At 70.1% G+C, this 24308-nt stretch carries 20 protein-coding genes and 3 pseudogenes; 10 read left to right on the top strand and 13 right to left on the bottom strand.

Annotated features, from left to right (window positions below; translation table 11 throughout):
- Window positions 1–123 precede the first annotated feature (123 nt).
- Window positions 124–849, top strand: a complete 726-nt coding sequence (locus tag IEY78_RS17960; RefSeq protein WP_189099447.1) for a dienelactone hydrolase family protein — start codon at window positions 124–126, stop codon at window positions 847–849.
- A gap of 231 nt (window positions 850–1080) precedes the next feature.
- Here the strand turns inward: IEY78_RS17960 and IEY78_RS17955 are convergent, their stop codons facing one another.
- Together IEY78_RS17955 and IEY78_RS17950 are read right to left on the bottom strand one after the other, a co-directional pair.
- The gene (locus IEY78_RS17955) at window positions 1081–2862 is read right to left on the bottom strand and encodes a serine/threonine-protein kinase (protein WP_229700026.1); all 1782 of its coding nucleotides are present in this window, start codon (window positions 2860–2862) and stop codon (window positions 1081–1083) included.
- A gap of 110 nt (window positions 2863–2972) precedes the next feature.
- Window positions 2973–3461, bottom strand: a pseudogene (locus IEY78_RS17950) (helix-turn-helix domain-containing protein); the annotation flags it as partial.
- A 68-nt stretch (window positions 3462–3529) separates the two neighbouring features.
- On the opposite strand from IEY78_RS17950, the gene IEY78_RS17945 reads away from it, so the two are divergent.
- Entirely contained in the window at window positions 3530–3904 is a 375-nt protein-coding gene (locus tag IEY78_RS17945; RefSeq protein ID WP_189099443.1) for a VOC family protein, read from the top strand.
- Between the two features lie 1028 nt (window positions 3905–4932).
- Here the strand turns inward: IEY78_RS17945 and IEY78_RS17940 are convergent.
- Window positions 4933–5328 (bottom strand): luciferase domain-containing protein, encoded by a 396-nt coding sequence (locus IEY78_RS17940; RefSeq protein WP_189099441.1) that lies wholly within the window; start codon window positions 5326–5328, stop codon window positions 4933–4935.
- 115 nt (window positions 5329–5443) lie between these two features.
- Window positions 5444–6001 (bottom strand): GNAT family N-acetyltransferase, encoded by a 558-nt coding sequence (locus tag IEY78_RS17935; RefSeq protein ID WP_189099439.1) that lies wholly within the window; start codon window positions 5999–6001, stop codon window positions 5444–5446.
- 218 nt (window positions 6002–6219) lie between these two features.
- Here IEY78_RS17935 and IEY78_RS17930 point away from each other — a divergent pair, with 218 nt between their 5' ends.
- The 4 genes from IEY78_RS17930 to IEY78_RS17915 are packed head-to-tail and all read left to right on the top strand — an operon-like array spanning window position 6220 to window position 10929.
- Window positions 6220–6849, top strand: a complete 630-nt coding sequence (locus IEY78_RS17930; protein WP_189099437.1) for a hypothetical protein — start codon at window positions 6220–6222, stop codon at window positions 6847–6849.
- Window positions 6849–7511 (top strand): ABC transporter ATP-binding protein, encoded by a 663-nt coding sequence (locus tag IEY78_RS17925; protein WP_189099435.1) that lies wholly within the window; start codon window positions 6849–6851, stop codon window positions 7509–7511. Before IEY78_RS17930 ends, IEY78_RS17925 begins: the two co-directional genes overlap by 1 nt.
- Complete coding sequence (locus IEY78_RS17920; RefSeq protein ID WP_229700025.1) at window positions 7511–8287, top strand: ABC transporter ATP-binding protein; 777 nt, start codon at window positions 7511–7513, stop codon at window positions 8285–8287. Before IEY78_RS17925 ends, IEY78_RS17920 begins: the two co-directional genes overlap by 1 nt.
- Window positions 8284–10929 (top strand): FtsX-like permease family protein, encoded by a 2646-nt coding sequence (locus IEY78_RS17915; RefSeq protein ID WP_189099433.1) that lies wholly within the window; start codon window positions 8284–8286, stop codon window positions 10927–10929. The genes IEY78_RS17920 and IEY78_RS17915 overlap by 4 nt, the downstream gene beginning before the upstream one ends.
- Window positions 10930–10941: 12 nt before the next feature.
- Here IEY78_RS17915 and IEY78_RS17910 read toward each other — a convergent pair whose 3' ends face one another.
- The 3 genes and pseudogenes from IEY78_RS17910 to IEY78_RS17900 form a co-directional block, all read right to left on the bottom strand.
- A complete protein-coding gene (locus IEY78_RS17910; protein WP_189099431.1) occupies window positions 10942–12279 on the bottom strand; it encodes a HAMP domain-containing sensor histidine kinase in 1338 nt (445 codons plus the stop codon).
- 2 nt (window positions 12280–12281) lie between these two features.
- Window positions 12282–12965, bottom strand: coding sequence for a response regulator transcription factor (locus tag IEY78_RS17905; RefSeq protein ID WP_189099429.1), 684 nt, complete (start codon window positions 12963–12965; stop codon window positions 12282–12284).
- A 223-nt stretch (window positions 12966–13188) separates the two neighbouring features.
- Window positions 13189–14514: pseudogene (locus IEY78_RS17900) on the bottom strand (MATE family efflux transporter); the annotation flags it as partial.
- A 65-nt stretch (window positions 14515–14579) separates the two neighbouring features.
- Between IEY78_RS17900 and IEY78_RS17895 the strand changes: the two are divergent.
- Window positions 14580–14843, top strand: a pseudogene (locus IEY78_RS17895) (peptide ABC transporter ATP-binding protein); the annotation flags it as partial.
- Between the two features lie 123 nt (window positions 14844–14966).
- Here the strand turns inward: IEY78_RS17895 and IEY78_RS17890 are convergent.
- The gene (locus IEY78_RS17890; RefSeq protein WP_189099427.1) at window positions 14967–15632 is read right to left on the bottom strand and encodes a DedA family protein; all 666 of its coding nucleotides are present in this window, start codon (window positions 15630–15632) and stop codon (window positions 14967–14969) included.
- A 335-nt stretch (window positions 15633–15967) separates the two neighbouring features.
- On the opposite strand from IEY78_RS17890, the gene IEY78_RS17885 reads away from it, so the two are divergent.
- Window positions 15968–16633, top strand: a complete 666-nt coding sequence (locus IEY78_RS17885; protein ID WP_189099425.1) for a response regulator transcription factor — start codon at window positions 15968–15970, stop codon at window positions 16631–16633.
- The gene (locus tag IEY78_RS17880; RefSeq protein WP_189099423.1) at window positions 16630–18021 is read left to right on the top strand and encodes a sensor histidine kinase; all 1392 of its coding nucleotides are present in this window, start codon (window positions 16630–16632) and stop codon (window positions 18019–18021) included. The genes IEY78_RS17885 and IEY78_RS17880 overlap by 4 nt, the downstream gene beginning before the upstream one ends.
- Before the next feature lie 21 nt (window positions 18022–18042).
- Here IEY78_RS17880 and IEY78_RS17875 read toward each other — a convergent pair whose 3' ends face one another.
- The 4 genes from IEY78_RS17875 to rpmF form a co-directional block, all read right to left on the bottom strand.
- On the bottom strand, window positions 18043–18921 hold the full coding sequence (locus IEY78_RS17875; RefSeq protein ID WP_229700024.1) for a COG4705 family protein: 879 nt from the start codon (window positions 18919–18921) through the stop codon (window positions 18043–18045).
- Between the two features lie 246 nt (window positions 18922–19167).
- Window positions 19168–20277 carry an acyltransferase family protein gene (locus IEY78_RS17870; protein ID WP_189099421.1) on the bottom strand — a complete coding sequence of 370 codons (1110 nt, stop codon included), beginning with the start codon at window positions 20275–20277 and terminating at the stop codon, window positions 19168–19170.
- Between the two features lie 395 nt (window positions 20278–20672).
- Window positions 20673–21842, bottom strand: coding sequence for a GTP-binding protein (locus tag IEY78_RS17865; RefSeq protein ID WP_189099419.1), 1170 nt, complete (start codon window positions 21840–21842; stop codon window positions 20673–20675).
- A 5-nt stretch (window positions 21843–21847) separates the two neighbouring features.
- A complete protein-coding gene (rpmF, locus tag IEY78_RS17860) occupies window positions 21848–22018 on the bottom strand; it encodes a 50S ribosomal protein L32 (protein WP_189099417.1) in 171 nt (56 codons plus the stop codon).
- A 441-nt stretch (window positions 22019–22459) separates the two neighbouring features.
- On the opposite strand from rpmF, the gene IEY78_RS17855 reads away from it, so the two are divergent.
- Window positions 22460–22942 carry a DedA family protein gene (locus tag IEY78_RS17855; protein WP_189099415.1) on the top strand — a complete coding sequence of 161 codons (483 nt, stop codon included), beginning with the start codon at window positions 22460–22462 and terminating at the stop codon, window positions 22940–22942.
- 132 nt (window positions 22943–23074) lie between these two features.
- On the opposite strand, the gene IEY78_RS17850 is transcribed toward IEY78_RS17855, so the two are convergent.
- Window positions 23075–24268, bottom strand: a complete 1194-nt coding sequence (locus IEY78_RS17850) for a macrolide family glycosyltransferase (RefSeq protein ID WP_189099413.1) — start codon at window positions 24266–24268, stop codon at window positions 23075–23077.
- Window positions 24269–24308: the final 40 nt, after the last annotated feature.

Raw genomic sequence — 24308 nt, 5'->3', positions numbered from 1 at the left:
CGAGAGAACGAGGAGGTGGTACCCGTGAACGCAGTATCGACATGGGTGCTCCCCTCCGGGGTCACGGTCGGGCGATAGGTCGTCCGGGAGCGCCGTTCATGAGCACTCCCGAAAGGTACGACCATGCACTTCACTTCCGAGCAGCGCCTCGACGACGGCGTCCTCGCACGCGAATTCACCCTCGGCGAGATCCCCGGCACCCTGTGGACGACGCCTGAATCCGCCGCCCCGACTCCGTTGATCCTGATCGGCCACAACGGCGGCTTGCACCGGCGGGAACCCCGGCTGGTGGCCCGGGCCCGGCACTCCGCTGCGAACGGCTACGCGGTGGCCGCCATCGACGCCCCCGGGCACGGCGACCGGCCCCGTTCCGCCGCCGACGAACAGACCCGCGCCGACCTCCGCCGGGCGATGCGGGCCGGCGAGCCGGTCGACGAGCTCTTCGAGTCCTTCATCGGCCCGCTGGTGGAAAAGACGGTCCCGGAGTGGCGGACCACCCTGGACGCCCTCCTCTCGCTGCCCGAGATCGGCGGCCCGGTCGGGTACTCGGGGTGGACCGCCGTCGGCATCCGGCTGGCCGCGGTCGAGCCGCGCATCGCGGCCGCCGGCTTCTTCGCCGGAGGTTACGTGCCCCGCGCCCAGCGCGAGGAGGCCCGGCAGGTCACCATCCCGCTGCTGCTCCTGCTGCAGTGGGACGACGAAGGGAACCCCCGGCAACGGGCCCTGGACCTGTTCGACGCCTTCGGCAGCAAGCAGAAGACGCTGCACGCCAATACGGGCGGGCACGCCGGCACCCCGTGGTTCGAGGTGGAGGACGGAAACCGGTTCTTCGATCGGCACCTGAAGTGAGCCCGGGCCGTCAGACCAGCAGCAGACGGTAAGCGGTGATGGCCGGGACGGTGCTGGTGAAGGACAGGTCCCGGCCGTCCGCGCTGCGGGCCCCTGCCAACTCGGCAGGGGCCCGCGCTGCCCGAGGCCATGAACTGTGGGGCTTCGGCAGGACGTCGAGTAACGCATACGCTCAGGAACGTGGTTGATCGGATACCCCTATGACCGCCCTTGAACTTTGGACTCAGGACACTAGCGCGTGAGAATGCCGAGGACCTTCCCGAGCGTGATGGCCACGTCGAAGTCCCGATCCCATGTGAGTGCGACGAGGTCGTCGAACTCCGCCTCAGGGCGGAGCAGATTGAGGACGTCGGCTTCGAATACTGAGCCCGGTTCTGCGAGGTCGAGCGCCTCGTCGTAGAAGCAGCGGTACGTGTTGCGTGACCGGAACATGACCGAGTACCCACCGTCTACGAGCTCTCCCACGGAGACATCCCACTTCGCTTCAAGCGCCTGCAGTGTGCCGGCGACGTCGTCGGCGTTGAGCGGCTCGGTCAACAGATCCACTCCCACCGCTTCTCGGGCCGAATCCAACGGAAGCGTCTCGTCCCAGAGCACCGAGAGGTGGCGCTCGAAACCGATGTCCTCGCGAACTGTTTTGTCCAACTCCAGGTAGTCGGTGTCCAGATTCGTACGCATCCAGCGGGTAATCCAGAGGATCGGGGCGCTGATCAGATTCGCCCGCAACGAGCCATTGCCTTCACCGTAGACAGATTCGCGGATGCTCGTCAGCAGCTCTTCGCAGTGGTAGTCCTTGCAGAACCGGAACAAGTGAGCCGACCGCCGTGGCAGACCGTCCCAGCGCGAAGACCGAGGGAGGGGGAAATCAGCCAGAATCGTCTCCAGCTCGCGTTGGAGTCCCGGCTTGGCTGCCGATAACACGAGAGCGTCGTCGTTCTCGTCCCACCGCCCGGCGCCCTCATAGTCGAACTTCGCCTTGCACGAGGCATATACAGAGGCTTGAGCACATGTATTGAACAGCTCCGTGCTCACCCGGTACGCAACCTCGCAGTGATAGTTGAGGTTGAATCGGTCGAGCTCTCCGTCGGCGACCCGCTCGAAGACATGCTTCGCCGACAGCACGTCTCTGGCGGCACGGCCGAGGATCCGCTCGACCTCGCCGGACGAGCTGTCGGCGGACGCTTCGTTGGGGCGCAGATCATCGGAGATCTCCTCGATTGCCGAGTCGAGCCGCTGAAGGGTCACCCGAAGCATGCCGCGTACGGTGTCGATGCGGAGCCGCTGCGCCTCGTCTTGGAGCAGCATCTGTTCAATGATCAGGTCGAGGTCGGCCAGGAAGGGGTAGCGGTCGCGCACAAGCGCGTGTCGTCGCCCTCGGGCGTTCTGCTTCGTGAACATCTCGGTTATGACGAGGCCGAGCGCAAAGATGTCCGCCGGCTTGCCGATACCAAGGGCGTTGTTCCTCACCATCTGCTCGGGAGCGAGGTAGTTCCGGTTCACTAAGAGGTCCCCGCGATTCGTGAGCGAGGAGTCCTTGAAATGCGCGATGCCGAAGTCGGCCAGGACGAGCCGGCGCGCATCAGGGTCGACGAGGACATTCTCAGGTTTGATGTCGCGATGCACTATGCCGTCGCCGTGCACGTACGCGAGCGCATCGCAGAGCTGGCGCGCGTAGTCGAGAAGCACGTCAGCCTCGGTTTCGTCGTTGATCACGTTTCGCAGCGTCATAGGGTAGAAGTCCATGACGTAGTAGAAGAAGTTCGCGTCCTCTGAGCGCGCGTGGATACTCACGACGTTCGGGTGGCTCGATGTCTGCCCGTACTCGATCTCCTGCTTGAAACGCTTGTTGCGAGCGGAGTCCGCGTTGCGGTCCTTCTTAATCCGTTTGACTGCGAGTACCTGACCGTCGGGCTTACGGCGGACCTTCCACACCACGGCTGATCCGCCCTCTCCCGGAGCTGAATCGCGCTCGTAAGTGACTCCGTCGATGATGAACGGTTCGCGCTTCGGCATGAACCCACCCTACTGACCTCCTCGAGGCAGTGACGTCGGCCAATTGCCGCCAGGACCAGAGCGTTCTCCGGCGGGGCGAGGTAGATGCCCACCACGTCGCGGACCTTGGTCACGAACTGCGGGTCGGTCGACAGCTTCCAGGTCTCCACGTTGTGCGGCTTGAGGCCGAACGCCCGCCAGATCCGCGAGACGGCCGACTGTGACATGCCCTCCGCCTCGGCCATCGAATGTGTCGACCAGTGCGAATCACCCATCGGTGGCGCCTGGCCGAGCGTCCTGGCCACCAGGGCTTCGACCTGCTCGTCGGTGATCCTTCGCGGTGGCCCCGAACGCGGTCGGTCCGCCAGGCTCTCCAGCCGGTTCGCGGCGAACCGGGACCGCCACTTGCGTACCGTCTCCCGCGAGACGCCCAGATCGTCCGCGACCCGCGCGTTCGGCAGGCCCTCCGCGCACCCGGCACGATCTTCGACCGCAGCACCAGTGCTTGAGGCGCCGACGGCTTGCGCAACCAGCCCTGCAGCACCCGGCCTTCGTGATCGGACAACCTCAGCGGCAACGGCTTCGGGCCAGGCATCACCCCACCCTGTAACCGCAAGCAAACTAACGACTCAGGACACTAGTACTCCAGCTGTAGATCGTGATCGGGCGTCGTGAGACGCTGCCCTTCATGATCGCTAAGCTGCAGTGTGTGGTGTTGGACTGTGCCGATGTCGTTGAGCTGTCCCGGTTCTACCAGTCGCTTCTCGGCGGTGTAGTGAATCAGCCGGATCCGCGGTGGTCGCTCGACGACGGTTGGGCGACGCTGCACACCGACGGGCTCGTGCTGGCCTTCCAGCGGGTGGAAGACCACCAGCCACCACGGTGGCCGGATCCCGCTCGGCCCCAGCAGTTCCACCTCGACCTGGGTGTCACGGACCTGGACCGAGCTCAGAAAGACATCCTCGGTCTGGGCGCCTCGCTGCTCGACGAGGGGGACGGAAAGCGGAGCTGGCGCGTCTTCGCGGATCCGGCGGGTCACCCGTTCTGTCTCGTCCGGGACTGACAGCAGACACCGAGGGGTGCGGCCACCGTCGATCATCGTGAGTTGTGTGGACTGACAAGGAGACGGTGGCCGCAGGCCACAGCATGGATTCCACCCTATGGCGGGAGGCGTTCGAGGTGGCCATGAGCCGGACACAAGAACTCCTCGCGGCAAGCCGGGAGAAGATGAGCAGCGAATTGGGGCGTCCGCCGGACTGAAGTCGGCGAGGGGGCGGATGTGGAAGCGTCCGTGCTCTGAATGCGCAGCGGCGTCCGGCGGGCGGTTGCCACCCTCTGCAAGTGGTCGGGCGATATTACGCATCGCGCAATAGGTTTCGCTCGTTGTGTATTGCCATGCAGGTATTTGAGGAGAATACTCAATGTGCCGGCAGGGAAAACCCGGAAGTGCGCTGCGCGTGGACAGTGGTTCCTCGCGCAGCGTTGATTTTTGTAAACCTCGGTAAATTCAGGTAAAGCTTTGCAAATTCGGGGCAGGTGTGGTGGTGGCAAGGGGGGCCCGGCGGGCCGATCGTGAGGTGCCCCGGCCTCGGCAACTTGTGAGGTCGGCCCCGTGAGGGGGCCGACCTCGAATGGAAGGTATCGCGTGTGGTGTCAGAAGCGGCCTCCGCGGCCGAATCCGTCGCCGCGGCCAAAGCCGCGTCCGCGATCGTAGTCACGTCCCCGTCCGTGGCCGTAGCCGCCGCCGCGTCCGTAGCCACGTCCGCCGTCGTCGTCATCCCAGCCACAGCAGCCGCGTCCACGCCTGAAGGGAAGTATGCGGAAGCTCATTGTCCGCCTCCTTCGGTCTCTTGTTGCGGTCCTGCCTTCTTCAGTAGGGCCAGTGCCCACGCTACGCCGTGGCGTGATACGGAACCAAACGCGGTGAGCGTGAAAGTTCGAGTAAATTGACATTTTAACGCGTGCGCAAAGTGGCCATTGGTCGCTCTCTGCATTCTCACAGCTCCCGGCCGGAAAGCGGCGCGTTATGCGGCTGCTCGGAGTCACTTCAGATGCGAGCTGTGTACTCGCTTGGTCCGGCGGAGGTTCTGCTCAGCGCCCGCCCTCGTTCTCGTGCACAAGGATCACGTGAGGGTGTTCGTTGCACTGGGTGGAGAGCGGTTCGTCCGAGTGCGGCCACCGTTGATGTGCTTGGAGGGCGAGGCTCATCAACGTCATGAGCAGGTCGACATCCGTGTGCGAGTCCAGGCGTACGGTCACCCAGTGCGACCCGGGGATGAGTCGGATGGCAGACGACTCGGCCAGGTCGTTGACGATCCGGTGGATCGATCCGGCCGTGAGGTGCAGGTCGGCGCTCCGGTCGGAGTGGAAGTGAACGATCTCGGCGACGGACGAGCGCAGGGCCCGGCCGATGCCGCAACTGGGCCGGGCCTCCGTGAGGTCCGGCCAGCTCACGAACTGCTTGATGGCACGCGAGGCCAGCGTCATGGCGTCATCATGGTCCGCTCACCGCAAGACCACTACGGCTTAGGGAATCCGTAACCAAAGAGCTGGTCGGAGCGCCCGGATTCAGCCAGAACCCTCGGGACATGGCCGTTGGCGGCTACCGCGTCTGCTCCCACTCGGACCGGGTGAGTTCGTAGGCGACGTCACCGTGCTCGGAGCCCTCGATCCGCTCCGGGTGGTCCCCGGTGTAGTTCCGGACGAAGGACAGGCCCGACTTCTCCATGACGCGACGGGAGCGTGCGTTGACGGCCATGGCGCGCGCGGTGACGAGCTCAACCCCCAGGTCCGTGAACCCTTTGTGGATCAGGGCCCGGGATCCCTCGGTGGCGTAGCCGCGTCCCCATGCCGTCTGGTGCAACCGGTAGCCGAGTTCGACCACGGCGGGGCTGTGTTCCTCCAGCGGCCGGAACTCGAACCAGCCCAGGAAGGTGCCGGTGGGCTTCTCCTGTGCGGCCCAGTAACCGCGGGTCTTCCAGCACGGGTAGTCGTGCCGGAGCCGCGAGAGGCTGGACTCGACCGTCTCCCGGCTCCTGGGACGGCCACCGTTGAGGAAGCGCATCACCTCGGGGTTGTTGTCCAAGGCGAATAGGTGGTCGATGTCGGCCGGCGTGAACGCGCGTAGGGCGAGCCGGTCGGTCTCCAGGAAGTGGGGCATGCCGCGATCTTCACCACGGGCGGGTTGGCCTTGCCACTGAATTTCCGGCCGGCGGCAGGTGGCAGGTGGTGCTGTCCATGCCCACAGCAACGGTACGGAGTTAACCGTGCGCTAACCCCACGCAGAGCGGCCCCTGGCCTGCTGACGCCTAACGTCGGGGTAGAGGCGCACGCCGTGGCGGCGGACCTCCGCCGCCCGCGCCGCGGGAGGTGTCCATCATGCGTCATCCGTTCGCCGCCGCCGCAACCGGTCTCGTACTGCTCACCGGAACCGTGACCGGAGCAGCGGCCTGCTCGTCCATGGCGGCCGCACCGCCACCACGCCCGATCACAGCGGCGGTTCCGCACGGTCCGACACCACCGCCACCGGCCGACTCCAACCCGCCCGGCGACATCCCCGACTCGCAGGTGTACGTGCCGTGGTCGCCGCCCGGCGGCGGATTCACCGTGAAGGTCCCGGAAGGATGGGCGCGTACCACCCACGGGCACGAGACGGTGTTCACCGACAAGTTCAACAGCGTACGGGTGGCCCGCGTCCGGACCACGACCGCGCCGACGGTGAACTCCGTCCGCACCCATGACGTCGCGGCCCTGCGCGCCGCGAACTCGCACTTCCGGCTGATCAAGGTGGTCGAGGTGCCACGCAAGGGCGGAACCGCGGTGCTGGCCGAATACCGCGCCGACTCCGCACCCAACCCGGTGACCGGCAAGCGCCTCGCCCTGGACAGCCAGCGGTATGTGTTCTACAAGACCGGCCGGGGCGAAGCGGTGCTGACGCTCTCCGGCCCGGTGGGCTCCGACAACGTCGACCCCTGGCGGACCGTCACGGACTCCTTCCGGTGGTCCTGATGGCCGCGCCCGTCCTCAGCGCCCGCTCTCTGTACCGGTTCTTCCGGGCCGGCGAGGAGGAGACGTTCGCGTTGCAAGGCGTCGGACTGGAGGTCGGGCGCGGTGAGACCGTCGCGGTGACCGGACCGTCCGGCTCGGGGAAGACCACCCTGCTGAACTGCCTGGCGGGGCTCGACGAACCGGACGGCGGAACGGTGCGGGTGGCCGGCCGAAGGCTCAGCCACCGCCCCGAGGGCGAACGGGTCGAGCTGCGCGCGCGGCACATCGGGGTGCTCTTCCAGTCCGGCAATCTGCTGGACCACCTCAGCGTCCGGGACAACCTCGCGCTGGTGCAGCGGCTGGCGCCGGGCCGGCATCGTCCGGGAGCGGATCAGCTGCTGGAGCGGGTCGGTATCGGCCGGCGCGCCGGTGCCCTGCCCGGGGAGTTGTCCGGCGGGGAGGCAGCTCGCGCGGGTCTGGCCGTCGCCCTGGCGAACGCTCCCGAACTGCTGCTCGCCGATGAGCCGACCGGCGAGGTGGACGCGGGTACCGAACGCCGGGTGCTGGACCTGCTGCGGGAGCACGCCGCGGGGGGATGCGCGGTGGTCGTGGTCACCCACAGCCGCGCGGTGTCCGGCGCCGCCGACCGGGTGCTGCGGCTGAGAGACGGCAGGTGGGTCTGATGCACCCACAGATTCCTTCGGTCGGCGACGGCATGCACCGCATGGATGCGGCCCTGGTGCGCTGTGATGACGTCGCCCGGACCTACGGCAGCGGGCCGGGCGCCGTCGTCGCCGTGCACGGACTTGACTGCGATGTCCCGCCCGGGGCTCGGATCGCGGTGGTGGGGCCCTCCGGGTCGGGCAAGTCCACGCTGCTGCACCTGATGGCGGGCCTGGACCGGCCCACCGCGGGCACGGTGAGCCACCCCGGTCTCGACGGCGCGGACGCGGGCGCCCTCGCCCGGCACATCGGCGTCGTCTTCCAGGGCCCGAGCCTGCTGCCCCCGCTCACCGTGGCGGAGAACGTCGCGCTGCCGCTGCGGATCGACGGCGTGCCGGATACCGAGGCCGACGAGCGGGCGCAGGTGGCCCTCGCCCGCCTCGGGCTGGCCGATCTCGTGCGGCGTCTGCCGGACGAGCTGTCGGCGGGGCAGGCCCAACGCGTCGCCGTGGCGCGGGTGCTGGCTCGTGGGCCCCGGCTCGTCCTGGCCGACGAGCCGACCGGTCAGCTGGATCGCAGCACCGGCCGTCAGGTGCTGGCGGTCCTGCTCGGCGCGGCCCGGGAGCTGGGAGCGGCCGTGGTGGTCACCACCCATGATCCGCGGATCGCCGGGGAGTTGGACGTCCGCTGGTACATGGCCGACGGACGGCTGATCCGCCCGGAGGCCGGTGACGGGGGAGACGACAGGACCGGCCACCCCACGGACCAGCGGGCTTCAGGAGGCGAGAAGACGTGATCAGGATCTGGCTCAACGGTCTGTTGCGCCGGCGCGGTGGGCGCCTGCTCGCCGTGGCTGCCGGAGTGGCCACCGCGGTGGCCCTGCTGGCGGCGCTCGGCGGCTTTCTCGGCGCCACCCACGCCACCATGACCGCACAGTCCGTACGCGCGACCGTGGTCGACTGGCAGGTACAGGCGGCCAACCCCGCCGATGTCCCGCAGGTGCTGAACACCGTTCACCATACGCCGGGCACCCGGGTGGCACTGCCCGTCGGCTACGCATCCACCAGCGGCCTGAGCGCCACCGCGGGCGGTACCGCTCAGACCACCGGACCGGGCAGCGTGCTCGGCCTGCCGGCCGGCTACCGTACGGCGTTCCCCGGCGAGATCCGGGTGCTGGCCGGACGCGGCGACGGGGTGCTGCTGGCCCAGCAGACCGCCGCGAACCTGCACGCGGCCCCCGGCGACACGGTGGCCGTCGGGCGGGCGGGGCTGCCACCGGTGCGGGTGCGGGTGGACGGTGTGGTGGATCTGCCGCACGCCGATGCGCTGTTCCAGAAGGTCGGCGCACCGCCGCAGTCCCAGCCGACCGCGCCCCCGGACAACGTCGTCCTGCTCCCGCAGCACCGCTGGCACACGGCCTTCGACCCGCTGGGCAAGGCCCGGCCCGACCTCGTGCACGCGCAGATCCACGCACGCCGCAGCCATGCCCTGCCGCCTGACCCGGCCCTCGCCTACGCGACGGCGACCGGCCGTGCGCACCACACCGACCTGCGGCTGGCCGGTACCGGCGTGGTCGGGGACAACCTCGGCACGGTGCTGGACGCGGCCCGCTCGGACGCCCTGTACGCGCAGATGCTCTTCCTGTTCCTCGGTGTGCCCGGTGCGGTGCTGGCCGGGGCGCTCACCGCGGCGGTCGCCGGGGCCGGTGCCGCGCGGCGGCGCAGGGAGCAGTCCCTGCTGCGGACCCGGGGAGCCTCGGCCAAAAGGCTGCTGAGCCTGGCGGCCGTGGAGGCCGCGGTGGTGGCGGTCGCCGGCGGGGCGGTGGGCCTGGCGGTGGCGGCACTGCTGGGGCGCACGGCCTTCGGCGCGGCCGGCAGCCTCACCGCCGGCTGGGCACTGGCGGCGCTCGTCGTCGGCGTGCTGATCGCCGGCGGCACGGTGCTGCTGCCGGCCCGCCGCGACATCAAGGCCGTCACCGTGGTGGCCGGACGGGCCGCGGTGGAGCGACGCCGGGTGCCGCGCACGCTGTGGTGGGCGGTGGCCGCCGTGCTGCTGACGTTGTCGCTGATCGTGTTCGCGATCACCAGCCGCACCAACTACGCCCTGGTCCTCGCGCCCGAAGGCACCCCCACCCTGTCGGTGGACTACTGGGCGTTCGCCGGACCGGCCCTGCTGTGGGCCGGGGGAGCGCTGCTGGCCTGGCTGCTGACGGACCTGCTCCTGCGGCGCGGGCGGCCGGTGCTCACCCGGCTGCTTCGCCCGATGACCGGTGCGCTGTCCGGCACGGTCGCGGCCAGTCTGTCCCGGCAGCGGGGCACCGTGCTGCGGGCGGTGGTACTGCTCGTGCTGGCCGTCGCCTTCGCCGCCTCGACCGCCGTGTTCAACTCCACCTACCACCAGCAGGCCGGGGTCGACGCGGTGCTCACCAACGGCGCCGATGTCACGGTGACGGCGTCCCCCGGCTCCACCGCGGGGGCGGCCGACGCGGCCCGGGTGGCGGCCGTGCCCGGTGTGCGCAGCGTGGAGCCGTTGCAGCACCGCTTCGCCTACGTCGGCCCCGACCTCCAGGACCTCTACGGAGTCCGGCCGGCCACGGCCGTCGGAGCGGGCCGGCTGCAGGACGCCTACTTCTCCGGCGGGAGTGCGCGGCAGCTGATGGACCGCCTCCAGCGGCAGCCCGACGCCGTCCTCGTCAGCGCCGAGACCGCCCACGACTTCCAGCTCCACCCGGGCGACCACCTCCGGTTGCGCCTCCAGGACGGCCGCACCCACCGGTTGCGGCCCGTGGAGTTCCGCTTCGCCGGCATCGTCAAGGAGTTCCCGACCGCCCCCAAGGACAGCTTCCTGGTGGCCAACGCCTCCTACGTGGCCCGGGCGACCGGCAGCGGCGCGGTCAGCACCCTGCTGGCCGACACGGGCGGCAACGCACAGCGCGAGGTGGCGCACCGCGTGCGGTCCGTGCTCGGTCCCACCGTCCAGGTGACCGACCTCCCCTCGGCCCGCACCGTCACCGGATCCAGCCTCACCGCGGTGGACCTCGGCGGTCTCACCCGTGTGGAACTGGGCTTCGCCCTGGCCCTCGGCGCGGCGGCGGGCGGTCTGGTCCTGGCCCTCGGCCTGGCCGAGCGGCGCCGCACCCTCGCACTGGCCTCCGTACTGGGAGCGCGGGGGCGGCAGCTGTCCGGGTTCGTGTGGAGCGAGGCCGCAGTGGTGGCGGTGGCGGGCACGAGCGGCGGGGTCGTGCTCGGCTGGTCGTTGTCCGAGGTGCTGGTCAAGGTCCTGTCCGGCGTCTTCGACCCGCCGCCGGCCGCTCTCGCCGTGCCGTGGGGCTATCTGGGCGTCGTCGCCGCGGCCGTCGCGACGGCCGTTGCCGTGGCTGCGACAGCCGCGGTGCGCCATGCCCGGCGGCCACCGCTGAGGGAGCTGCGGGAGCTGTGACCGCTGCCCGGGTCAGGGCTGCGGTGTCCGCGTACCGCCGGCGACCAGCCAGGTGAAGCAGGGGTGCGGTGCCCTCCTGGAGACCCGGAGGCGCCCGCCCTCGGCCTCCACCAGGGAGCGGGCGAGCGCCAGACCGATGCCGTGCCCGCCGCCGGCAGCGTCGCTGTCGTAGCCGTGTCGCCGGGCGAAGACGTCCACGCCCTCGGGAAGGCCCGGCCCCTCGTCCACCACGTCCACAGCCGGCACCCCCGCCGCGTCCCGGACGGTGACGGTCACCGTGCCCGCCCCGTGGACGAGGGCGTTGGCCAGCAGGACGTCCAGCACCTGGCGGCCGGCGCGTGCCGAGCCGACGGCATCCGGCAGCGGCGACTCCACCGTGATCCGTAGGGGGCGGCCCGCGGCCGCCAGTTCGCCGTGCCAGCGCCGCTCGGCATCGGCGAGCAGTGCCTCGATGTTCAGCGGCGCCCGCTCCGGCACGTCGCGGGCGAGCGAGAGCAGGTCCTCGATCGTCGTCTCCATGGCGGTCAGCGAGGCCAGGGCGGTCCGCAGCGCGCCGCGCGGATCCGGCTCGGTGGACGGCTCCCGCTTCGCCGCACCGCCCTCGGCCAGCCCGCTCTCCAGCTCCAGCCGTACCCGGGTCAGTGCGGTGCGCAGCTGGTGCGAGGCGTCCGCGCTGAACGCCCGCTCCCGGCGCAGCAACTCCTCGATCCGCGCGGCGGCCCGGTTCAGCGCGGTCGCGACGGCATCGGCCTCCGGCAGCCCGGACACCCCGGCCCGGGCCGACAGCTCACCGTCCTCCAGCCGGCCGGCGGTGGCGGCCAGCGCCTCCATCGGATACGCCAGCCGCCGGCTGGAACGGATGCCCACCGCAGCCGCCACACCGATCGCGACGACGGCCAGCGCACCCATACCGGCCCACGTCACACGTGCCCTGCGCCAGGGACCGTCGGCCGGTGCGCCGGCCCGCACCGCCGCGCGGACCCGCTCGCCGGAGCCCACCGGCACCGTCGCCACCAGCCACCCGTCGCCCCGGGACGACGAGGCCCGTCCCGCCAGCGCGTCGCGGACCGGCCGGTCCCCGGCCGCCGGTCCCGCCCCGACCACCCGCCGCGCCCGGTCGTCGTACACCCCCACCTGCCTGCCCGGCCCGACGCGTGGCAGTTCCATGGGATCGCGCGGGTGGTGCACATCCGCCGGAACGGTCACCGCGACCCGGTCGGCGAGCTGTTGCAGTGCGCGCACCTCGTCCTGCCGGTACAGCCGCAGCGTCGCCACCGCCAGCGGGACGCAGAACAGCACCACCGCGCACACCACCGCGGCGATGACCGCCCGCAGGATCCGGCGGCGCACGGTCAGCTCTCCCCGGGAGGTTCGAGCCGGTAGCCGAAGTGCCGCAGGGTCGTGATCCGCACCCGGTCACCGAGCTTGTGGCGCAGTGCCGCGATGTGCACGTCGAGCGTCTTGGTGGAGCCGAACCAGTTCGTGTCCCACACATCGCCCATCAGATCCTCCCGGCTCACCGCACTGCCGACCGAGGCGGCCAGCCGCACCAGCAGATCGAACTCCTTGGGCCTCAGCTCCACCTCGCCCTCCGGGGTCAGGCACCGCCGGGCGGTGCGATCGATGAGCAGGGCGCCGTGCTCGGTCCGGCCGGTCCCGCCCTGCCGGCCCGGAGCCGCCCGCCGCAGGTGGGCCGCGATCCGCGCCTGCAGCTCGGCCAGCCGGAACGGCTTGGTCAGGTAGTCGTCGGCGCCCGACTCCAGCGCCTCGATCACATCCATCTCACCGCTGCGCGCCGTCAGGACGACGAGCACGGCCTGCGGCAGCAGTTCACGCAGCCTCCGGCACAGCTCGAAGCCGTCCACGTCCGGCAGCCCCAGGTCCAGCAGCACCAGCTCGGCGGGCTCCCGCCCGGCACGCTCCAGCGCCGCCGCCCCGTCGGAGCACCAGTCGCACGCATGCCCTCGCGCGCGCAACATCGCCGCGAGCCTGCCGCCGATGGCCTCGTCGTCCTCGACGACCACGATCCGTGCCACGCCCTCACGCTAGCCGTGGGCGCGGCACGGTACGACTCGGCGGGGGCGCACACACAGGTGCTGGGCCAGTCGGGTGAGGGTGGGGGCGGGGCCAAGTGGCACGGGGCAGCAGCGGATTCGGCGCACTCCGTCGTGCGGTGCGGACTCGGCCGCATCAGGCGGCGAAAGGGGGCCGGGCACCGCGGCGTGCTGCCGTCGGTGCCCGGTCCAGGGGATGCGAGGTTCAGGCGGCGGGTACGGGCTCCGCGGCGGCGAACCGGGCGTGCAGGGCGGTGGTGTAGCGGCGCAGCAGGAGGATGGCGGTGGCCGCGAGACCGCTGAGCAGGCCGAGCCAGATGCCGAGGGTGTCGAGGTGGGCCGGGTAGGCGAGGAGCGCGGCGGCCGGCAGTCCGATGAGCCAGTAGCCGATCAGGGTGATGCGGAAGCCGCTCTTGGTGTCGTCCAGTCCGCGCAGCAGACCCACGCCGATGTTCTGTGCGCAGTCGAAGAACTGCAGCACCATGGTCACCAGTAGCAGGTGGGTGGCGATGGTGATGGCCTCGTTGTCGTCGGCGCCGCCTTCGAAGAAGGGCGCCAGCACCAGTCGCGGGATGGCGATGTAGAGGACGGCCACCACGGCCATGACGGCTCCGGCGCAGGCCAGGGCGGTGTTCTTGATGCGCAGGGCCGCCTGGGGACGGTCCAGCGCGAATTCTCGGCTGACGTTGATCGAGGCCGCGTGGGAGAGGCCGACGGCGACCTGGAAGACGATGTAGACGAGTTGGTTGACGGCGGTGTGCGCGGCCAGGGCGGCGCTGCCGAAGGAGCCTGCCATCAGGGCGGTGACGGAGAAGAAGCCGGCCTCCGAGCCGTAGGTCGCCGCGATGGGGACGCCCAGCCCCACCAGGCGGCGGACGGTGGCCCGGTCGGCCTGGGCGATGTTGAGGCTGAGCAGCGGCGCGAGGACGGCGTCGCGGCGGGTGAACGCGTACAGCGCCAGGAAGGTCAGCAGGTAGACCAGGGAAGTGGCGACGCCGACGCCGGGCAGGCCCAGCTTCGGCAGGCCCTAGGTGCCGTGGATGAACACCCAGTTGATGCCGGCGTTGACCGCGACGGAGGCGATGGTGATCTGCAGCAGCGCCTGCGGGCGCCGCATGCCGACGGTGAACTGGCGGATGGCCTGGAACCACAGGCAGGGCAGCAGTCCGGGCGCCAGGGCCAGCAGCATGTGCTGGGCGCTCGCGGCCACGCCTGCGTCCTGGCCGAGGAAGGGCAGGGCCTGTCCGATCAGCAGCATCACCACGGCGCCGACCACTCCGGCGAGTGTGGCGAGGGCCAGGCCGGCCCGGACGATGGAGCGGACTTCGTCGCTGCTGTCGGCGGCGTCGGTGCCTTCGGCGGTCTCCGCGCGGGCGGAGGCGGCGGCGATCTGGTTGCCGACGGAGGTGATCAGCCCGACGCCCATGGTGCGCAGCTGGTTGAAGAGGACGATGGCCAGCCCTCCCGCCGCGAGGTCGGCGGCGCCGAGCATGCCCATCATCACGGTGTCGGTGGTCGTCAGCGCCACTCGACGACGTCGGCCTCCCCGCCGACTTCGCCGACCGCTACCCCCACGAACTCTCCGGCGGACAGCGCCAACGCGCCTCCATAGCCCGCGCCCTGGCCACCGAACCCGACCTCCTGCTCTGCGACGAAGTCACCTCGGCTCTCGACCCCTCGACCGCCGCCGCGATCCTGGACCTCCTCACCCGCCTGCGCACCGACCGCGGCCTCACCCTGGTCCTCGTCAGCCACGAACTCGACCTCATCACCACCTACACCGACCGCGTGCACGTACTGGATCAGGGGCGCATATCCGACTCCAGGGATCCTGAACGGACCGGGGTACCGTCCGTGTGAGAAAGGACGTTGAGGTGCCGTCGTAAGGTGCCACCATCGAGCGTGTCGCCTCGCCTCGCCTCGGCTTGTCGAGGGCGAACGCGCCGGAGGTAGCCGGCGGCCCGCCGGCACGAAAGTCGCGCCTCAGCGCACCTCTCCCTCGGCAACGCCTTGGTCGCGGCGGGCGCGGCGGCTTCGCTGAACCTCGCGGGCGAGAGGGAGGAGGGACACGAGCACGATGAGGGCGACCAGCGGCAGCAGGTAGCGGTCGACGTTGGGGATGGAGGAACCGAGGGCGTACCCGGCGAGCACCAGGCCTACGGTCCACGCCAGACCGCCGACGACCTGCCAGCGGAGGAAGACCCCCGCCGGGACATCGAGCGCGCCGGCCAGGGGATTGAGGACGGTGCGGACGACAGGGACGAAGCGGGCCAGGACGATGGCCTTGGCGTGCCCGTACCGCGCCAGCAGCGCCTCGGCCCGTTCAGCGCCTTCGTGGAGATGGCGGGACCGGCTGCGGGCGAGAATCGCCCGCCCGCCCCGGCGGCCGATCCAGTAGCCCACCTGCGCTCCGGACAGCGCACCGCCGACCGCCGCGAGGAGAACCTGCCAAAGCGACAGGTGCACCCCGGTTCCGCCGGGTACGCACAGCAGTCCCGCGGTGAAGAGCAGGGAGTCGCCGGGCAGGAAGAAGCCGACCAGCAGCCCGGTCTCGGCGAAGAGGACGACGGCCACCCCCAGTGCACCGAACGCGGTCAGCAGCGACCCGGCGTCCAGGGCGTTGACCGCGAGATGGCCATATGCGGACAAAGCGTCGGATTGTGGGCCCAACGGCACGCCAGGCTCCTTCCTCAGGGGTGGGGCGGTGCGCCGCCCCCACTGTCGCGAGGTGCGGCCACCGGGTCGGCAGTACTGGTGAAGCCCTGGCTCCGCGCCGGGCGCCGTCACGCATGGGAACGCATCCAGCGGAGCGGCGTGCCCTTGATCGCGGACCACTGCCACGCTTTCGTCTACAGTACAGTAGACCGTCTACTTGCTTGTAGTCGTTAGGGTGTGCGGGCACCCGGCCGTCCCGGGGCGCGCGCCCGCGGCAAGAGCGACCCATCCCGAGGCGGCCTCGGGGAGCAGTCGCGCGAGGAGGTTCCATGTCACGTCTGCCCATCCTGGTCGTCGAGGACGATCACGCCCTGCGGGACGTGCTGGTACGCGGACTGCGTGACGAGGGCTTCACCACGCTGGCCGCCCAGGACGGCGCCACGGCTCTGCGGCTGGCCGGCGACGGCGTGGACGCGGTGGTGCTGGATGTCGGGCTGCCCGACGCGGACGGACGGGACGTGTGCCAGGCGATGCGGGCGCAGGGGTTCGCCGGCCCGGTCGTCTTCCTGACCGCCCACCACCAACTCCACGACCGCCTCAGCGGGTTCTCCGCCGGAGGTGACGACTACCTCCCCAAGCCGTTCCACCTCGCCGAACTCGCGGCCAGACTGCGCGCCGCCCTCAAGCGTTCCGGGCCCACCGCCCCCACGACCGCCGGGGACCTGGTCCTGGACCCGGTGCACCACAGCTTGTGCGTAGCGGGCGTCGACGTGGCGCTGACGCCCACCGAGTTCCGTCTGCTGGCCACGCTGATGGCCGGCGTGGGGGCAGTAGTGAGCCGAAGGGAACTGGTCCGGGCCGGCTGGCCGGAGGGCGCGCAGGTCAGCGACAACACCCTCGACCAGTATCTGAGCCGGCTGCGGCGCAAGATCCGGGACGCCGGTAGCGGCCTGACGATCAGTACCATCAGGGGCGTCGGGCACCGGCTGTCATGAGCACCCTGCCCAGCCTGCTCGCCGCGCTGGTCGGCCGCTGCCGCCCCCGTACGCTGCGGGGCCGGCTGTCCCTGATCGCGCTGACCACCGCGGCGCTGGTGATGGTGGTCCTCACCGTCGTGTTCAACAGCATCGTTCGCCAGCGCCTCCAGCAGCAGGCGGACAACGAACTGCACGCCCGGGCCGGTGCCGTGGCCGCGACCGTCGACACCCGCCACCACCCGGTACGCGTCCTGGAGACGCCGGGCGACGCCGCGCTCGACACCAATGTGTGGATCTACGCGGGCACCCGGCTGCTGGAGCACCCCGCCTCCGCGCCGCCCGGCGACACTCTCACCCGAACGGCCACGGCCCTTGCCGCGCACGGCGACCGACGGTGTGCCGAGGTGATGGCCGGCGATCGGATCCGCCTGTGCGCCGAGCCCGTGGGCGGTGTCCGGCCGGGTGCCGGGCCCGCCGCCTCGGTCGTCACCGCCATGGACCTCGCGCCGTACCGGGCCTCGGCCGACACCTTGCTCATCGCCTCCCTCGCCCTGGACGCCAGTGTCCTGGTCGGCACCTATGTCCTGACCCGGCTGGCGGTGGGGCGCGCCCTGCGACCCGTGCGGACGATGACGGAGCAGGCCACCCGGTGGAGCGTGGTCGCCTCCGACCAGCGCTTCGGCGCCGACGGCCGCCCCGTCGAACTCGCCCGGCTCGGGGCCTCGTTGGACGAGTTGCTGGACCGGATCCGGGCCGTGCTGCGCCACGAGCAGCAGCTCACCCGGGAGCTCTCCCACGAGCTGCGCAACCCCCTGGCGCGGATCACCGCCGAACTCGACTGGTGGCAGGTCCGCCCCCGCTCCACCGCTGAAACCCGCACCGCGCACGCCTCCATCGCCGATGCCGCCAACTCCATGCGCACCATCTGCGAGACCGTCCTCGACGACGCCCGGGCCGGCGCGCAGACCGTTCCCGGCACGGCGGACGTCATAGCGGTGCTGCGTCGGCTCCCCGCTCGGCTGGGAGTTCGAGACGAGGTCACGATCACGGTTTCCGGTCCGGACACCCTGGTGGCCGGGGTACCCGCCGCACTGCTGGAGCGCATCGTCGCTCCGCTCGTCGACAATGCCGTACGCCACGCCCGCAGCCGGGTGGCCATCCAGGTCTCGACGAAGCCCGACGGCACCAGGGTGGCGGTCGTCGATGACGGTCCCGGTGTCCCAGCCGCCTTCACCGCGCACCTCTTCCAGCCGGGCCGGCGTGCCGACCCCGAGGACGGACACGGCGGAGCGGGCCTGGGACTGCCGCTCGCGCGGCGCCTGGCCCGCTCCGCCGGAGGTGACGTGACCCATGACGGCGGTCACACCCCGGGCGCGCGCTTCGTGGTCAGCCTGCCCGCCGGGTGATCCCGCCGCACGGGGCGCCGCTCAGGAAACGCCCGTGAGCGTCTTGTCCTGGGGAGCCGCGTTCCTGCGCTCCTGCACGTGGGCGTATCCCATAAGGCCTACCAGTACCGCCAGGAGTACGGCCGACGAGCCGGCCGTACCGAGGTCGAGGCCGCCCTTGGCGAGCGGCTTGGTGAGGAAGTCACCGGCGGTCGCCCCGAGGGGCCGGGTGAGCACGAAGGCGATCCAGAACAGGACCACGTTCGGCACGACCGGCACCCGCATCAGGGCGACGAGTACGGCGAGCAGCCCCGTGACGAGCAGGGCGCCGCCCGCGTAGCCGAGTCCGGAGCTGTCGGAGAGGAAGTCGCCCATCGAGGTGCCGAGCGTGTTCGACACGAGGATCGCCGCCCAGAAGAGGGCCTCCGCGCGGAAGGAGACGATGTCGCGGATGGCGAACGTCAGGCCGGTGCACTTCCAGATGATGAAAATGGCGACCAGCAGCGAGATCAGGATGGCGGCCCCTGTGGGGTATCCCAGCCCCAGGCCCTGCGGTCCCCAGCCGAGCGACTTGGCGCCCCCGGTAAGGAACTTGGCGCTCGCGTCCCGGTTCATGAAGTCGGACATCGTGGTGCCCGCCATGCTCGTGGACAGGATGACGGTCCAGTAGAAGAACGGGTTGTAGCGCCGGGACTTGAGCTGCACGACCAGCGTCACCACGAAGACCAGAAACAGCGCGATGGTGGTCAGGAAGTATCCGAGCTTGAGGGTCTGGGCGAAGAGGTCACCGGCGGTCTCGCCGAGGGTCGTCGCGGCGATCTTCATGACCCAGAAGGCCAGCGTGACCTCGGGGAGCTTCCGCAGCACGAACCTGTCGGTGCCGGCGACGTCCATGTCGGTCAGGACTTCGGGCTCAGGCAAGGTAAATCCCTCCTGGGGAGCGCCCCCGCACCGCCCCACAGCGCGCCGTGGGGTGTGACGGAGTACGCGCAGTGGCGGCAGGTGGTGTGTACGAAGTGCACCGCGCGCGGCGATGAAGTCGTACGCGAACCAACGCTTCCAGCCGCGACCTGAACACATCCTGAACGCCGCCGACCACACCCACGAAGCAGACCCGGATGGCGGTCCGCCGCCCGGGCCGACCGCCGTCCGAAACGAGCCCGGGAACTAAGAAGAGTATCGAATCTCCTGCATGCTCCTTGTGAGAGCGCTGCGCATTCTGCGTCCGAGTGGGCGTTCCACATACCTGTACACCGCCCAGGAAAGCGCCAGCAGTGCGGAAACGGTTATCAACAGAACTGCCGGCGCCGGTAGATGATCGCGCAGGAGAGCGATGAGGGTGAATCCGATGTACATGTGCAGGAGATACAACGGGTAGGTGATCGATCCCGAGATCGTCAACCATCTCCACTGCACCCGATCGAACCAACCCAGGGAAATTCCGGCCATTATCACGAAGGCCAGCAGGATAATCACCCGCGCCGGCCAGCTGGCGGTCCACTCCGCCTTGGCGCCGAGGTTCATCTTCAGCCGGCCCTGTACGTAGTGCTGCGCCAGTGCGAAGGACACCATGACGATGGCCCACAGCAAAGCCGTTGGCCTGAAGCGGTGCATGAGGTAGAAGGCTATGCCGGCGATGAAGTACGGCGAGTACGGGGCAATGGCCCAGAACGAGAGCAGGCCGTCATGCGCCTTCAGGGAAGCGACTCCGGCCACGGTCCAGATCCCGCAGAACATCACGCACCTGCGGTAGGTGACACCAGCGAAGATGATGACCGCGAACAGTACATAGAATTTCAGCTCGACGAACAATGTCCAGTAACTGTCATCGACGTTGGGGACACCGAGCCCTTGTTGCAGCATGGTGAAGTTCGTGAGAATCGTTTCCCAGCCCCCGGGGCCGCGGACCTTGGGGTACACGGTCAGTACGGTGACGGTGAGCAGAATGGCGGCCCAGTATGCGGGATAGAGGCGGGAAACCCGGGATGCTATGAAGTCGCCGAGCGAACGGCCCCACGCGCTCATGCAGATCACGAATCCGCTGATCAGGAAGAAAATCTCCACGCCCAGATAGCCGTACTCCGACAGGTGGTAGACGGGCGTCGAAAACGTGCTCGGATCCTGGCCCCAGCCATCGCGCAGAGTGATGAAGTGGTAGGCCAACACCATGATGGCTGCCAGCGGGCGCAGCCCGTCGAGAATGCGAAGTCTCGACTGCTGGTGCGACTGCGAATCCTCCCTTTGGCCGGAGGGGCGCCGCGGTGCGGTGTGGAGCATCCCGATCCTAACCGTTGGGGCGTCGGACAAGCTGCCGCCCTCCTCCCACCCCGACTCAGATGTGCTTGTGGGGTTTGCCCAGGGAGACGGGGGCCGCTCCTTTCCGGTGAATTGCCCGAGCGGTATCGTCGAACGAATGCCGGGAGTCGGCGGCTCTTCGCCGGAGCACGTCGCCGTTTGCTCGTGTCCCCGTCCTGGTCAGTTGTCCTTTGCGCCCTCTTGCGCAGTATGACCACAAGCGTGGAGAGGCCTCATGAGAAGGTCTCTTATAAAAGTAGGATCGTTGAGCCGTGTCCGCGGTGAGCGCACGGTGGACGCTGCGCCGCTGTGCGCCGGGGTACAGGGAGCCGGGTTGAGCAGTGCCGTGGCTGCGACCACTGCCCAACCCGGAGCTTTCAGGCCTGCGGTACGAGATCCGGGTGCTCGAGTGCGCAGGTGTCGTCGATCCCGTAGGTGTCCCACGCCGGGAACGGGTCGTCGGTGAGCTGCTCCCCGTCGGTCAGCAGGCAATCGCTCAGGGCGGCCTGCAGCGCCTCGGTGTCCAACTCGGTGCCGATGAAGACCAGTTCCTGGCCCTGGCTGTCTCCGACGGCGCGGGCGCCGGACGGCTCGAAGCGGGCGACGGCCCCGGCCTGTGACCACAGCCCGGTGAGGCGAGGGCGGCTGGCCAGCCAGAAGAAGCCCTTGGAGCGCAGGATCCGGCCGTAGTCGCCGCTGTCCAGCCCTTCGGTGACGAAGCTCCACAGCCTGCCGGGGTGGAACGGGGCATCGGCGCGGAAGACCATGCTGGAGATGCCGTACTCCTCGGTCTCCGGGACGTGGTCGCCGTTGAGCTCGCGCACCCAGCCCGGGGCTTGCTGGGCGCGTTCCAGGTCGAACAGTCCGGTGCCGAGTATGTCCGCGGTGTTCACCCGCCCGTGCCGGACCGGCATGATGCGGGCGGCCGGGTTGAGCCGGGTGAGCGTGGCCTGGAGACGGCCGACGTCCTCGACGTCGACGAGGTCGGTCTTGTTGAGGACGATGACATCGGCGAACTCGACCTGGTCCATCAGCAGGTCGCTGACGGTGCGTTCATCCTCCTCGTACTGGTCCAGGCCCCGCTCGGCCAGCCCGTCGCCGCCCTCCAGCTCGCGCAGGAAGTTGGCGGCGTCGACGACGGTGACCATGGTGTCCAAGCGCGCGAGGTCGCCCAAGGTCGCTCCGTCGTCGCGGGGGAAGGCAAAGGTGGCGGCGACCGGCATCGGTTCGGAGATGCCGCTGGACTCGATGAGGAGGTGGTCGAACCTGCCCTCGCGGGCCAGCCGGTCGACCTCTTCGAGGAGATCGTCGCGCAGGGTGCAGCAGATGCACCCGTTGGTCATCTCGACCAGGCGCTCTTCGGTGCGCGAGAGTGCGGCCTCACCGCCCCGTACCAGCGCCGCGTCGATGTTGATCTCGCTCATGTCATTGACGATGACCGCGACGCGCAGGCCTTCACGATTGGTCAGGACGTGATTGAGCAAAGTGGTCTTGCCGGCACCGAGGAACCCCGACAGGACGGTGACAGGCAGTCGCTCGTGCGTCATGCCGTTCAGCGCTCCGGGCGCAGTAGGCCGCGCTCGTACGCCTTGGCCAGACGCTGCGGTACCAGGTACGACGAGCCGTCGACGGTAACGGGGATGAGCTGGGGAGTTGCGGCCTTCCACTGGGCGCGGCGGTGCCGGGTGTTGCTGCGGGACATCTTCCGCTTGGGTACGGCCATGACGGACCTCCTGTGTGGGGGTGAGCGTGGACCCTCACACTACATGAAAATGAATGTCATCATCACAACGCTCTCCGGGGCCCGCCTATCCAGACAGGAGGGGAGCCGCCGGAGTTCAAGGGAGCCCGAGGTGCTCACTTTCGACCCGGAGTACGTGGCAGGAGGGCCATGTATCCGGCGCACGCACGTTCGCTTAATCTGGGGGTGCCGGGCGGGCCTGACAAGGGGCCGTGCCCGGAAGGCCCCTGGACGCAGGAGCGCTCTGCGTCGTGCCGGGGAACCAGTGCCGCTTCGACACGCATGCAGGGACGGACCAGCAGATGCAGGTGAGGTATGAGAACGGCCTCGTGCCCTTTGCGGGCCCGCTGGGGCGAGATTCGCGACATGCGGTGACGGGAGAAGCGGTCCACGGCGAGGGCTGGGCCGGGCAGGCGAGACGTCGTGGATAAGGTCGCGCTCACGGCTGCCGGTCTCTACGTCATCGTCCTGCTGCGCGCCGGAGGGACCTTCGCCCTCGGCTGGCTCGCCGGGGCCGGTGCCCGACGCGGCAGGCTCGCGGAACGGATCTCCACGCCCAAGTTCCGGCGCGCCGAGCGGGCGATTCAGCGGTGGGGCGCTCCGGTGGTGGCCGTCTCCTTCCTGACCGTCGGTTTCCAGACCGCCGCCAACTTCCTCGCGGGGAGCATGCACATGCCGCTGCCGCGCTACCTCCCGGCACTGTTCGTGGGCGGAGCGGCCTGGGCACTGGCATACGCGACGGTCGGGATCGGCGCGCTGCAACTGCTGGGAAGGCTGTTCGCCGAGCAGCCGGCGATCGGTGCGGGGGCGGTCGCCGCGCTCCTCCTCGTGGTGGGTGGAGCGCTGGTGTACCGACGGAGAAGAGCTGCCACGGCCAACGGCGACGCGGTGCCCGACGAATCCTGAAGCGCTGCGTCGGCGAAGTCCTCGGCCGGCCCGTCGCGTCCGGTCAGGCGCGCCGCTCCTTCTAGCGGGCGACCGCTGTCGGCCCGAAGCGCACGGAAGGCTTTCGGGGTGGACGGGGCGACCGGCACAGGGTCACCACCAGGACTCCAGGGTCTCGGCGGCACGTGCGGCGCCGCCGGCCCGTTCCACCGCCTCGGACATGTGCCGCACCCGTTCGCGCAGCGCCTCGTCCGCGGCCGTCTCGCGCACGGCGTTCAGCAGGGTGTCCTCCGTGACCTCCGCGGGATCCAGCAGCGTGCCGAGCCCCAGTTCCACCGCCCGGCCGGAGGCCACCCAGGTCTCCGGCATCTGGGGGATCAGCACCGGCGGCGTGGCCGTGTACAGCGACTCCATCAGGCTGCCCATCCCCGCGGCGGTGACGAAGACATCGGCCCGCCTCAGCACCGCCAGCTGGGGAGTCCACGCATGGGCCTCGACGTTGGACGGCAGCGGGCCCAGCTCCCGGGGGTCGGTGCCGTTGCCGAGGGTGAGCACGGCGTGCCAGGGCCGGCCGTCGAAGGCGCGGACGCAGGTGGCGAAGAAGTCCGGCTGGTTGTTGTAGAGGGTGCCCATCGAGATCAGGACGAGCGGCAGCCCGTCACGGGGCGGCTCCCAGGTGCCCCGGGTGTACTCCGCGGAGAGGCAAGGGCCGACGAATGCCGTCTCTTTCCCGAAGGTCTCCCCGGCCGGCTGGAACTCCCGGGGCGCGTAGACCAGGCTCCGGTCGGCGCCCCAGTCCACCAGGTACTCCGGCGTGGCGGTGATGCCCAGGTCGTCCGCGAACTGCTGGGCCCGGTGGCCGAGTTCGATGACGGCCGGGTGGTCGTGCGGCACCCCGCTCTGCTCATGGACGGTGCGCAGCTGCGAGTAGTGGGCGTTGGACGCCATCGAGGGGGTGGACTGCACCGCGGGGCGGTCCCAGAGCTGTTCCAGGGCTCGTCCCGCGGGGGCGACGATCATGTCGTACAGCACCAGGTCGGGCACGTCGTCGGCGAAGAGCTGCCGGGCCAGCGTCGCCAGGTTCACGCTCTCCTGGAGGAACAGCACGGCCGACCAGGCCAGTTGGTCCGCCGTGAGTGTCCGCAGCTGCCCGGGGCCCAGGACCTCCGTCAGCAGGCTCTCGTAGGGGACCGCGGTGGCGCCGGTCGCCCGCACCGCGGGCGCGAAGCTCTCCGGGGTCAGGAAGCTGACGCGGTGACCTCGCCGGACGAGTTCTTCCGTGACGGCCAGCGCGGGGCGGAGGTGCCCCTGCGCCGGGATGCTGAGGACAACGATGTGGCCGGGCATGGGTGTCCTTGAGGGGTGAGGCGGTCCGGGGGACCGGTGC

Source organism: Streptomyces kronopolitis, assembly GCF_014646275.1.
GTDB lineage: Bacteria > Actinomycetota > Actinomycetes > Streptomycetales > Streptomycetaceae > Streptomyces > Streptomyces kronopolitis.
This window is presented reverse-complemented; position numbering and strand designations above follow the sequence as displayed.

What these genes read in the sequence shown, in the direction of transcription:
- IEY78_RS17960 (WP_189099447.1), top strand. Translation starts at nt 124, where the DNA reads ATGCACTTCACTTCCGAGCAGCGCCTCGACGACGGCGTCCTCGCACGC.
- IEY78_RS17955 (WP_229700026.1), bottom strand. Translation starts at nt 2,862, where the DNA reads ATGCCGAAGCGCGAACCGTTCATCATCGACGGAGTCACTTACGAGCGC.
- IEY78_RS17945 (WP_189099443.1), top strand. Translation starts at nt 3,530, where the DNA reads ATGATCGCTAAGCTGCAGTGTGTGGTGTTGGACTGTGCCGATGTCGTT.
- IEY78_RS17940 (WP_189099441.1), bottom strand. Translation starts at nt 5,328, where the DNA reads ATGACGCTGGCCTCGCGTGCCATCAAGCAGTTCGTGAGCTGGCCGGAC.
- IEY78_RS17935 (WP_189099439.1), bottom strand. Translation starts at nt 6,001, where the DNA reads ATGCCCCACTTCCTGGAGACCGACCGGCTCGCCCTACGCGCGTTCACG.
- IEY78_RS17930 (WP_189099437.1), top strand. Translation starts at nt 6,220, where the DNA reads ATGCGTCATCCGTTCGCCGCCGCCGCAACCGGTCTCGTACTGCTCACC.
- IEY78_RS17925 (WP_189099435.1), top strand. Translation starts at nt 6,849, where the DNA reads ATGGCCGCGCCCGTCCTCAGCGCCCGCTCTCTGTACCGGTTCTTCCGG.
- IEY78_RS17920 (WP_229700025.1), top strand. Translation starts at nt 7,511, where the DNA reads ATGCACCCACAGATTCCTTCGGTCGGCGACGGCATGCACCGCATGGAT.
- IEY78_RS17885 (WP_189099425.1), top strand. Translation starts at nt 15,968, where the DNA reads ATGTCACGTCTGCCCATCCTGGTCGTCGAGGACGATCACGCCCTGCGG.
- IEY78_RS17880 (WP_189099423.1), top strand. Translation starts at nt 16,630, where the DNA reads ATGAGCACCCTGCCCAGCCTGCTCGCCGCGCTGGTCGGCCGCTGCCGC.
- IEY78_RS17870 (WP_189099421.1), bottom strand. Translation starts at nt 20,277, where the DNA reads ATGCTCCACACCGCACCGCGGCGCCCCTCCGGCCAAAGGGAGGATTCG.
- IEY78_RS17865 (WP_189099419.1), bottom strand. Translation starts at nt 21,842, where the DNA reads ATGACGCACGAGCGACTGCCTGTCACCGTCCTGTCGGGGTTCCTCGGT.
- rpmF (WP_189099417.1), bottom strand. Translation starts at nt 22,018, where the DNA reads ATGGCCGTACCCAAGCGGAAGATGTCCCGCAGCAACACCCGGCACCGC.
- IEY78_RS17850 (WP_189099413.1), bottom strand. Translation starts at nt 24,268, where the DNA reads ATGCCCGGCCACATCGTTGTCCTCAGCATCCCGGCGCAGGGGCACCTC.